Source organism: Pseudomonas sp. H1_G08 (genome assembly GCF_054681355.1).
This window is the reverse complement of sequence record NZ_CP162822.1, coordinates 1,413,156-1,423,896: the sequence shown is the minus strand read 5'-3', so window position 1 is coordinate 1,423,896 and position 10,741 is coordinate 1,413,156. Positions and strand designations below refer to the sequence as shown.

The 10,741-nt window shown below is 62.8% G+C and carries 7 protein-coding genes; 5 read left to right on the top strand and 2 right to left on the bottom strand.

The genetic code is table 11. The features are described 5' to 3' along the window. Positions 1-3 precede the first annotated feature (3 nt). The 4 genes from AB4N85_RS06515 to AB4N85_RS06500 are packed head-to-tail and all read left to right on the top strand — an operon-like array spanning position 4 to position 5,867. Positions 4-1,035, top strand: a complete 1,032-nt coding sequence (locus AB4N85_RS06515) for a calcium-binding protein (protein WP_460067433.1) — start codon at positions 4-6, stop codon at positions 1,033-1,035. Positions 1,036-1,078: 43 nt separating this feature from the next. After that, on the top strand, positions 1,079-2,515 hold the full coding sequence (locus tag AB4N85_RS06510; RefSeq protein WP_122750731.1) for a TolC family outer membrane protein: 1,437 nt from the start codon (positions 1,079-1,081) through the stop codon (positions 2,513-2,515). Next, a complete protein-coding gene (locus AB4N85_RS06505) occupies positions 2,512-4,674 on the top strand; it encodes a type I secretion system permease/ATPase (protein ID WP_056785069.1) in 2,163 nt (720 codons plus the stop codon). Before AB4N85_RS06510 ends, AB4N85_RS06505 begins: the two co-directional genes overlap by 4 nt. Positions 4,675-4,679: 5 nt before the next feature. Next, positions 4,680-5,867 carry an HlyD family type I secretion periplasmic adaptor subunit gene (locus tag AB4N85_RS06500; protein WP_375709717.1) on the top strand — a complete coding sequence of 396 codons (1,188 nt, stop codon included), beginning with the start codon at positions 4,680-4,682 and terminating at the stop codon, positions 5,865-5,867. Here AB4N85_RS06500 and AB4N85_RS06495 read toward each other — a convergent pair whose 3' ends face one another. Together AB4N85_RS06495 and AB4N85_RS06490 are read right to left on the bottom strand one after the other, a co-directional pair. Beyond that, complete coding sequence (locus AB4N85_RS06495) at positions 5,868-6,464, bottom strand: trypsin-like peptidase domain-containing protein (RefSeq protein WP_310219574.1); 597 nt, start codon at positions 6,462-6,464, stop codon at positions 5,868-5,870. Positions 6,465-6,702: 238 nt separating this feature from the next. Further along, positions 6,703-8,592: a sigma-54-dependent Fis family transcriptional regulator gene (locus AB4N85_RS06490; protein ID WP_252869302.1), complete on the bottom strand. Its 1,890-nt coding sequence runs from the start codon at positions 8,590-8,592 to the stop codon at positions 6,703-6,705. Between the two features lie 246 nt (positions 8,593-8,838). On the opposite strand from AB4N85_RS06490, the gene AB4N85_RS06485 reads away from it, so the two are divergent. After that, complete coding sequence (locus AB4N85_RS06485; protein ID WP_056786821.1) at positions 8,839-10,662, top strand: NAD(P)/FAD-dependent oxidoreductase; 1,824 nt, start codon at positions 8,839-8,841, stop codon at positions 10,660-10,662. Positions 10,663-10,741 lie beyond the last annotated feature (79 nt).

Sequence of the window (10,741 nt, the reverse complement as noted above, 5' to 3'; positions counted from 1 at the left end):
TACGTGCTGGTCAAGAGTTACGGCGGCAACGCGCTGGTCAATCTCGGCGGCGGCAACTACGGGATCAAGTTCGACGACCAGACCGCCGGCAGTTATCAGGTGCGGGTGGCAGTAGGCGGCCTCGGCCTGCTGACCAGCGTCAACACCAGCCTGATCAACGTCGCGACCTACAACAATCAGTTCGTGGTCGGCAGCTACACACCGGTATCGGGCAACCTGCTCACCGACACCGCTGGCGGCGGCGCCGATGTGCTGGGCTCGGTCTATACCTTGCTCAGCGTGCTGGTCGCTGGCAGTTACGTCGCGCCGGGTTACAACGGCGTCTCGCTGGTCGGCAACTACGGCACCCTGGTGGTCCAGGCCAACGGCAACTACACCTACACGCTCAAGGCCGGGCTGACCGATGCGGTGATCGGCCAGGAAGACACCTTCACCTACCAACTCACCCACCCCAACGGCACCGTGGATACCGCGACGCTGACCATCGACCTGAACAATGCCGGCGCATTCGCCAGCACCGCGTTCTCGGCACTGGCCAGCGATGACCTCGGTCTGGCCCATGTCGCTGGTAGCGAACTGATCCAGGGCACCGAAGGCAACGACACCCTCGACGGCTCGCACGGTGGCGCCGTCACGCTGCAAGGTGGCGGTGGCGACGACACGCTGATCATCGCCGATCAGCAGTTCACCTCGGTGGACGGTGGCAGCGGCACCGACACCCTGCTCTGGGCCGGTGGCGACGTGTCGATCAACCTCGGCGATCTGCAGAGCAAGATCCACAACGTCGAAATCCTCGACCTCAACCATTCCAGTGCGGTTGCGCTGACATTGAATCTCGGCGATCTGCTGGCGATTACCTCTTCGGACAACAACACTTTGCTGATCAAGGGTGACGACAGGGACAGCGTGCACATGACCGATGGCTGGGTCGCCGATGGCACGCAACAGGCCGACGGCATCGACTATGTTCAATACACGGCACAGGAGGATCCGAGCCACCACTTGTGGGTGCAGAACGGCATTCAAGTGGTTTGAAACAAGACATCAAACGTCGGTCTCTCAACAGTAAGGGAAGTCTGTGGAGTCAGTTTTTCGCCAGAAATGGCCGGTGGTCCTGTTGACCATCGGCCTCTACCCCGCTTTCACCGTCGGCGTTCGCGCCGACGACAACCTCGACAGCAGCTTGCGCAGCATCAGCCCGTCGCAACTGCAACAACCTGCAGGCAATGACAATCGTCAGCGCCCTGCCCCTGCTTCAAAAACGGCCGCCAACGCGGATACTTTGGGGCTGGAACAAGCGGTCAGGCTGGCCGTGGACTGGCACCCACGCATCGGCGAGGCCATCGGCACCCTGTTCCAGCAAGGCGAAGGGGTCAACGTCGCCGAATCCGGTTATTACCCGCAGGTCACCGGCGGCATCAAGGGTGGTTACACCAGCGGTTACGGCAGCGATGCCGGCAGCCAGTCGGTGAACATTTCCCTGAAACAGATGCTGTACGACTTCGGCAAGGTTTCCAGTTCGGTCGACGCCGCCCGCGCCCGCGTGGCGCGCAGTCAGGCCGGGATTCTGCTGGCGATCGACGATATCGCCCGCGACACCGCCAGAGCCTACATCGAAGTGCAGCGTTATCAGCGTCTGCTCGAGGTTGCCCGTGAACAGATTCAGGGCATCGGCGGCATCGTTGATCTGGCCAAACAGCGCAGCGACATGGGCGCCAGCACCCGCTCCGATATGGTCCAGGCGCAGTCCCGCGCAGAAGGCGCGACGGCGACGTTGCAGGAATTCAAGGCGCAATACGCACGGTGGCAAGCGACTCTGACCAGTCTGCTCGGACGACGCACGCCGCCAGCAGTCAGCGATGCCGCCGCGCCGACGCTGACCCAGGCCTGCGACGCGTCGCAGATTTCCGACACCCTGCCCGCCGTTCTCCAGGCGGCTGCGCAACGCACCCAGGCCCAGGCCGAGCTGGCCCAGGCCAAAGCCGAGGCCTACCCGACCCTGTCGCTGCAACCCTCGGTCAACCAATATCTGGATGACCACTACGACGATCAGAACTCGCGCGCCGATCGCACCCAGGTCGGGATCTTCCTCAACCTCGAAGTGCCGATCTATCAGGGCGGTGCGATCAGTGCGCGCAGCCGCGCCGCCGGGCATGCGCTGACCGCAGCGGACTCGGCCGAAGACTTCGCCCGTCTGCAAGCGCGCCAGGGTCTGGCCGAAGCCCAGGCGCAAACCTCGGGTCTGAACCGGCGGCTGCGCTCGCTGGAATTTCGCCAGACCAGCATCACCGAGGCACGCATGTTGTATGGCCGCCAGTACCTGGAGCTGGGCACGCGGCCGCTGCTGGACTTGCTCAACGCCGAGCAGGAAATCCATCAGTCGCGCTTCGATCTGGTCAACACCCAGGCCGAGCTGCAACGTCTGCAGATCGACTGCTTCTACAACAGCGGTGCGATTCGCCGGGTCTTCGGCATCGACCACAGCGCCATCCAGAATGTCGAGATCCTGCCATGACCGATGCCAGCATTACTGTTCCCGAACCCGCTGCTGCCGAAGCTCGCGAAGATTATTCGCCATGGCTGGAAGCGGTGCTCAAGGTCGCCCGCCACTATCGCCTCGACGTCTCGCCGGAAAGCGTGCGCCTGGCCTCGGTGCACAGCGAAGGCCGCGTCGAAGAAGTGGTTCGGCACATGGCGCGGCAGGCCGGTTTAAGCGTGAAATTCGCGGCATTCGACAACAAGAGCCTGAGCCGCTGGCGCACGCCGCTGGTGGTGCAACTGCGCGATGGTCAGGTCGGCGTGCTCGAAAGCATCGGCGAGACCGGCGAGCTGGGCATCTGCTTCAGTGGCGACCAGGGTTTGCAGAGCCGCATGGACGCCACCGCGCTCGCCGAGCAAGCCCTGCGCACGGTGATTCTGCGTCCGACGCAACCGGTGGCGGACGTGCGCACCAACGATTACATCAAGCCCTACGACGAGCACTGGTTCCGGCGCATCGTCCTCACCGATCTGCGGCCCTACAGCCAAGTGATGATCGCCTCACTGGTGGCCAACCTGCTGGGCATGGCCGGGGTGCTGTTTTCCATGCAGGTGTACGACCGGGTGATTCCGGCCGAGTCGCTGCCGACCCTGTACGTGTTGTTCGGCGGGGTGATGCTGGCGCTGCTGTTCGATTTCGTCATGCGCATTCTGCGTCTGCGCATCACCGATGTGCTGGGCAAGCGCGCCGATTTGCGCGTCTCCGATCTGGTCTTCGGCCACGCCCTGCGCCTGCGCAATTCCGCGCGGCCGAAATCCACCGGCTCGTTCATTTCACAGTTGCGCGAGCTGGAGCAGATCCGCGACCTGATCACCTCCAGCACCGCCACGGCGCTGGCGGACATGCCGTTTTTTCTGCTGTTCCTGCTGGTGTTCTATTTGATCGGCGGGCCACTTGTGTTGATTCCACTGGTGGCGTTGGTGTTCATGTTGCTCCCCGGGATCATCGCGCAACCGCGTCTGGCGCGACTCGCCAATGCGTCGATGCGTGAAGCGGCGCTGCGCAACGCCATGCTGGTGGAAAGCATTCAGGGCCTCGACGACATCAAGGCGCTGCAGGCCGAGCAGCGTTTCCAGCAACAGTGGAATCAGTACAACGCCGCCTCGGCGGACAGCAGCCTGCGCCTGCGCACCTTGACCAACAGCCTGGTGGCGTGGACGCAGAACGTACAAGGCGGAGTGTTCGCGGTGGTGATCGTGTTCGGCGCGCCAATGGTGATTGCCGGCGACCTGACCACCGGCAGTCTGGTCGCGGCGTCGATTCTGTCGTCGCGGATGATGGGGCCGATGGCGCAACTGACCCACGTGCTCACCCGATGGCAGCAGGCCAAGGTCGCGCTCGAAGGCTTGAACCGGATCATGCAGATGCCGGTGGATCATCCCGAAGGCAGCCAGCGCGTGCACTTGCCGGCGATTCGCGGCGACTACCGCCTGCGTCAGGCCAGCTTCCGCTACAGCGAAGAATCGTCCCCGGCGCTCAACAACATCGACCTGAGCATTCGCCCCGGCGAGCGCATCGCCCTGCTCGGCCGCAACGGCGCTGGCAAGTCGACGTTGCTGCAAGCACTGGGCGGCGCGATGGATCTGAGCAGCGGTGAAACCACTCTGGACGGCATCGCCCTGGCACATCTGGATCCGGCCGACCTGCGCCGCGATGTCGGCCTGCTCTCGCAACAGGCGCGACTGTTTCACGGCACCTTGCGCGACAACATCACCCTCGGCGCCGGTCAGGCCAGCGATCAGGAAATCATCGCCGCGTTGACTGTCACCGGTGCGCTGGACTTCGTTCGGCAGCTGCCCAAAGGCATGGATCATCTGGTGCTTGAAGGTGGCTTGGGCCTGTCGGGCGGTCAGCGTCAAAGCCTGTTGCTGTCGCGCTTATTGATCCGCCAGCCACAAGTGCTGCTGCTCGACGAACCGACCGCCGCGCTCGATGACGTCACCGAGCGGCTGCTGCTGGAAAAACTCGCGACCTGGACCCAGGGCCGAACGCTGGTGGTTGCCACGCATCGGGTCAGTGTGTTGCAACTGGTCGAGCGGATCATCGTTCTCGACAACGGCCGCATCGTCATCGACGACCACCGCGACGCGGCATTGGCGCGGCTGCGCGCACCGGGTAAAGGAGTGGCGGTATGAAGCCGATGATGACCGACGTGCCGGATCCGATGTCCTACCTCGATGGCCGCGATGAGCGCGCACTTGCCGGTGGCGCAAAGGTGATCTGGGGTTGCGCGCTGATGCTCGCCTGCTTCATTGCCTGGGCGGCTTGGTTCGAGATCGTCGAAGTCTCGACCGGCACCGGCAAAGTGGTGCCGAGCTCGCGCGAGCAAGTCATTCAGTCGATGGAGGGCGGCATTCTCGAGCAGCTCAATGTCAGCGAAGGCGCTTTGGTCGAGCGCGGGCAGATCCTCGCGCAACTGGACCCGGTGAAGAACCAGTCCAACGTCGGCGAAAGCGCGGCCAAGTACCGCGCGGCGCTGGCCAGCGTCAACCGCTTGCAGGCCGAAGTCAGCGAAAAGCCGCTGACCTTCGACGCATCGCTGCAGGAATTTCCCGATCTGATCCGCGCCGAATCCGAGCTTTACCAGACCCGGCGCAAAGGTCTGGCGGAAACCCTCGACGGCATTCAGAGCTCGCTGAAACTGGTACGTAGCGAACTGGCGATCACCGAGAATCTGGCGAAAATCGGTGCCTCGAGCCGAGTTGAAGTGCTGCGCCTGACCCGTCAGCGTTCGGAGCTGGAATTGAAAGCCACCGAAGCCCGCTCCGATTACATGGTCCGCGCCCGCGAAGACCTGGCCAAAGCCAACGCCGAGGCGCAGATGCTCGAAGCGGTGATCCGTGGGCGCACCGACTCACTGTCGCGCCTGACCCTGCGCTCGCCGGTGCGCGGCATCGTCAAGGACATCGAGGTCAGCACGATTGGCGGCGTCATTGCGCCCAACGGCCAGGTCATGCAGATCGTACCGCTCGATGAACAACTGCTGATCGAGACGCGCATCTCGCCGCGCGACATCGCCTTCATTCACCCGGGCCAGGCGGCGAAAGTGAAAATCACCGCCTATGACTATTCGATCTACGGCAGCCTCGACGGCGAAGTGGTGACGATCTCGCCGGACACCATCCAGGACGAAGCCAAGCCGGAGATCTTCTACTACCGCGTGTTCATCCGTACCGCGTCGGATGAACTGCGCAACAAGGCCGGCAAACGCTTCGCCATCGTCCCCGGGATGATCGCCACGGTGGACATTCGTACCGGCGAGAAAACCGTGCTCGACTACCTGATCAAACCACTCAACCGCGCCCGCGAAGCGTTGCGCGAACGCTGATCAGCGGCTGGCCAGTTTGGTCGCTGGTGGCGCTATGGGGGTGATGCTGGCCTGATAGCGCGACCACTCGCGATTGATCTCCGCGTACGGCAAAAAGATGCTTACGCGCGGTTGATCGAGCAAGTCCTTGCGCTTGAGGCGGCTGACATCATCGCGGGTGAGAAACGCCACGTTGATGCCAACCACTTTGCCATCGGCGGAAAACACCGGCCCTCCGGACATGCCTTTGGCCAGCGCGCCATTATGGGTGCCGTAGAGCACGTTGCCCTCTTTGACGTCGAGGCGAACCATGGCCGGCAGCGCCTGGCCGGTGCCCTTGACCGACATGTACAGCGAATTGAACCCCACCGAAGTCAGCTCCTCGCCCGGCTTGTAGCCGCGCCACGCCGGCACGCTATTGGCCTTGTGGCGGAAGAACTGCACGTCTGCCTGCCCTTGGAAAACCGTGCCCGACAAGTAAGGAATGTGCTTCACCGTCACGGCGAAGTCTTCGTTCCATTGCACAGCCGACCCCATCAGCACGTAAGGCAAAGGTGCGCCGGAGTGGACGACAAAGGCTTGGTCTAAAACAGGATCCTGAACATAAGCGACTGGCATTCCATTGCACCCGCTGAGCAGCAACGACGCTGCAACAAGTGACTTGAGGGGGCGCATTTTCGGTACATCTTGAAGTGAGGAAAGGTGCTGCAATATGTCATTGCGCCATCACTTTTAGCAATAGGCTCAGCCTACCGCTTGTCGGCGTGCGATATAGTGAGTTAATGATTGGATCCAAGCAATTTCCCGGCAATGCACGCAATCAACAGCGAATGAACGCAAATGATCGCGATTGTCTTCAACCAGGTCGAGTGATCCCATGCTGACGAAGCTTGCGGTACAGGGTATTGCGGCTAATCCCCAGACGACGGGCAACTCGCGCGATATGCCAGTGTTCAGCTTCAATCAAGCTCAGCAGAGTTTGCCGTTCGGATACGCCCAGTGGATCGTCAACAGGTTGGTCGTCACTTGCGGGCAGTAACTCATGCACGTCCTCCAGCGTGACCCGGCCTTCCACTGCCAACGCCACCAACGTACGCAAACAGGTGCGCAGTTGCCGGACGTTGCCCGGCCAGGGCTGCGCCAGCAAGCGCTCTCGAACTCCCGATTGCAGCCGCACAGTGGCGCCCGCCGCTTCTTCGCGCAGCAGGAGGTCGAGCAGACGGCCCTTGTCGGAACGCTCGCGCAGCGGCGGCAGTTCCACGGCGAAACCGCCAATGCGATAGAACAGGTCCTCGCGCAGGCGTCCGTCGGCCACGCAGGCTGGCAGATTCTGGTGACTGGCGCTGATCAGGCGTACATCAAGCGGTCGCGGCGTTGCGCTGCCCAGCGGCACAACCTGGCGCTCTTCGAGCACGCGCAGCAGACGGGTCTGTAGCGCGAGGGGCATGTCGCCGATTTCGTCGAGAAACAGAATGCCGCCATGGGCCTGCTCAAGCTTGCCGACCATGCCGTCCTTGCGCGCGCCGGTGAAGCTGCCGCCGCGATAGCCGAACAGCTCGCTTTCAATCAGCGTCTCGGGGATCGCCGCGCAGTTGATCGCAACAAACGGCTGGCCGGCGCGCGAGCTGGCGCGATGCAGCGCTGCCGCAAAGGCCTCCTTGCCGGTGCCGGTTTCACCCTGCAGAAACACCGGCACGTCACGCTCCAGTACACGCAACGCGCGAGCGAATCCGCGTTGCAGGCGCGGGTCTTCCAGGCACACGCGCTCATCCTTGATTGGCGGGACAGGCGCAAGGGTCAACGGCGCGGAGCGGATCGGTTCGCGCAACTGGCCGTAGAACAAGCGCCCGTCGGCCAGGCGCATCGGCCAGCAGACGTGCGCCTGAGCACTGGCCTGATCGAGCAACTGCTCCATCGGCGTTTCCAGCAGCATCGTCAACGACTGCCCGACCATCTGCTCGCGGCTCAGGCCCAACAGATCCAGCGCCGCCGCATTCACCGAACAGATCCGCGCACTCTCGTCGAAGCTGAGCAGGCCTTCACCCAGCAGCCCGACAAACCCGGCGTCGGGATGAAACCGCAGCAAATAGCGCTGCGGATCGTGGCCAAGGAAAAAACAGCTCTCGATCAACCTGGCCGACAGATTGGTCAGGGCCATGGCCTTGAAGCGTTGCTCAAGGCTGCTTTCCTCGCGCACGGAGGAAAGGTTGAGCACGGCAAGCAACTCACCGCTGGCGTCGAATATCGGGCTGGCCGAACAGGTCAGGCCGACGTGCTGGCCACGGAAATGCTCGTCGCGGCGAATGGTCACGTGCTGGCGCTCGACCAGGCAGGTGCCGACGCCGTTGGTGCCCTCGTGCTCCTCGCTCCAGATCGAGCCGAGCCACAGCCCGGAGCGCTGGAACTCGCCGCGTTCGGCTTCGTTGAACACGCTGTCGATCGCCACGCCGCGCGCATCGGTGAGCAGCACGACATGGCCGTCACGTCCCAGTTGCTGGTGCAGGCTGTTCATCTGCCAGTGCGCAACGGAAATGATGTGTTCCAGCGGCGCACGGTGTTCGCGCAAACGCGCCTGTTCGAGCACATCCGGCGCGCGGCGGCTGGCCGGATCGAGCTGGTATTGATCCAGGCAACGCCGCCACGAACGGGTGATCGCCAGGTCTGCCGCCGCGCTGTGGCTGGCAACAGAGCCCTGCACGGCTTGCAGTACCTGGCGCGCGTGGGCGTTGATCGAGGCCGGTTTCATTGTTGTTGTTCTCCGCTTCGGTGAAGACACGGGTGTGTCCGCAGCTTAGATGAAAAGCTCGTTGCGGGGGAATTTCGCGCCGAGTGACACAGTGTCATCCGCGATTCTCGAATTTGTGACATGTCGCCTGTGCCAAGCCTTGTCGGCCTTTGCATCAAACGCTCTGGCCCGCGCCTTTCAAGGAGATGGCCCAAGCCTTGCTCTGATGCCATGGCTTACCAAAACAACAAGATCGGGAGTGGCCCCATGAACATCGCTATTGAAACCCCTTTGCAATCGCCAACAGCGCAACTCGCCGCTTGGGTCGAACGCCTCGGCGGACGTCTGGCGCAACGAGATGTGGACGGCACGCTGGAGCTGTTTGCCGAAGAATGCCACTGGCGTGACTTGCTGCTGTTCAGTTGGAACCTCGTCACCCTGGAAGGCAAACCGGCGATTCGCGACATGCTCGAAACACGCCTTGAGCAGACCCGGCCCGAACGCTGGCAACTCGAAGGTGAAGCCACGCTTAGCGATGGCGTGCTTGAAGGCTGGATGAGCCTGGAAACCGACTCGGCGCGCGGCAAAGGCTATGTGCGCCTGAAAGAAGGTTTGTGCTGGACGCTGCTGACCACCATGCGCGAACTCAAAGGCTTCGAAGAACCCAGCGGCCGCCGCCGGCCGATGGGCGCGAGCCACGGCCATGCCCACGCTGACAAGCGCAACTGGCTGGAGCGCCGCCGCGATGAAGAAGCGGCGCTGGGCATCACCACGCAACCGTACTGCCTGATCGTCGGCGGCGGTCAGGGCGGGCTCGGCCTCGGCGCAAGGCTCAAACGCATGGGCGTACCGACGCTGATCATCGACAAAGCCGAACGCCCCGGCGATCAATGGCGCGGCCGCTACAAGTCGCTGTGCCTGCACGACCCGGTCTGGTACGACCACATGCCCTACCTGCCCTTCCCCGACCACTGGCCGGTGTTCACCCCGAAAGACCAGATCGGCGACTGGCTGGAGATGTACACCAAGGTCATGGAACTCAACTACTGGCCCCGCACTGAGTGCCTCGGGGCTACGTTTGACGAAGAGACTGGCCGCTGGACCGTGGAGGTCCTGCGCAACGGCGAGCCCGTCACCCTGCAACCGACGCAACTGATCCTCGCCACCGGCATGTCTGGCGTACCGAATGTGCCGGTGTATCCAGGCGCCGAAAACTTCCAGGGCCAGCAACATCACTCCAGCCGTCACCCCGGCGGCGATGCGTGGAAAGGCAAGCGCGCAGTGGTCATCGGCGCGAACAATTCAGCCCACGACATCTGCGCCGATCTGGTGGAAAACGGCACCGAGGTGACCATGGTGCAACGTTCGAGCACGCACATCGTGCGTTCGGACAGCCTGATGGAACTGGTTTTCGGCGGGCTTTATTCCGAAGAGGCGCTCGAGTCGGGGCTGACCACGGACAAGGCCGACCTGCTGTTCGCCTCGATTCCGTACAAGGTCATGCCACAGTTTCATCGGCCGATCTTCGACGCGATCAAGGAGCGCGACAAGGACTTCTATGAACGCCTGAGCCGGGCGGGTTTCATGCTCGATTTCGGCGATGACGAATCGGGTTTGTTCATGAAATACGTACGCCGTGGCTCGGGTTACTACATCGACGTCGGCGCCTCGGAACTGATCGCCAACGGCACGATCAAGCTCAAGAGCGCGCCGGGCCTCGGTGTCGAACGCATCGAAGCGGATGCGGTGGTGCTCACCGATGGCAGCCGCTTGCCGGCCGATCTCATCGTTTATGCGACAGGTTATGGCTCGATGAACGGCTGGGCCGCGAAGCTGATTTCCCAGCAAGTCGCCGACAAGGTCGGGCGCTGCTGGGGCCTGGGTTCCGGCACCACCAACGACCCCGGCCCGTATGAAGGTGAACTGCGCAACATGTGGAAGCCGACCCAGCAGCAAAACCTCTGGTTCCACGGCGGCAACCTGCATCAGTCACGGCACTATTCACTGTATCTGGCGTTGCAGTTGAAAGCCCGTTTCGAAGGCCTCGACACCGATGTTTATCGCCTTGCAGAGCGCCATCATCTGGGCTGATTCCTCAAGTGGTCGTTCGTCGGTGCGCAGACCAAGCGCACCGGCGAACTGGAAAGTGCGTGCTAGGGTGTCTAGCCCA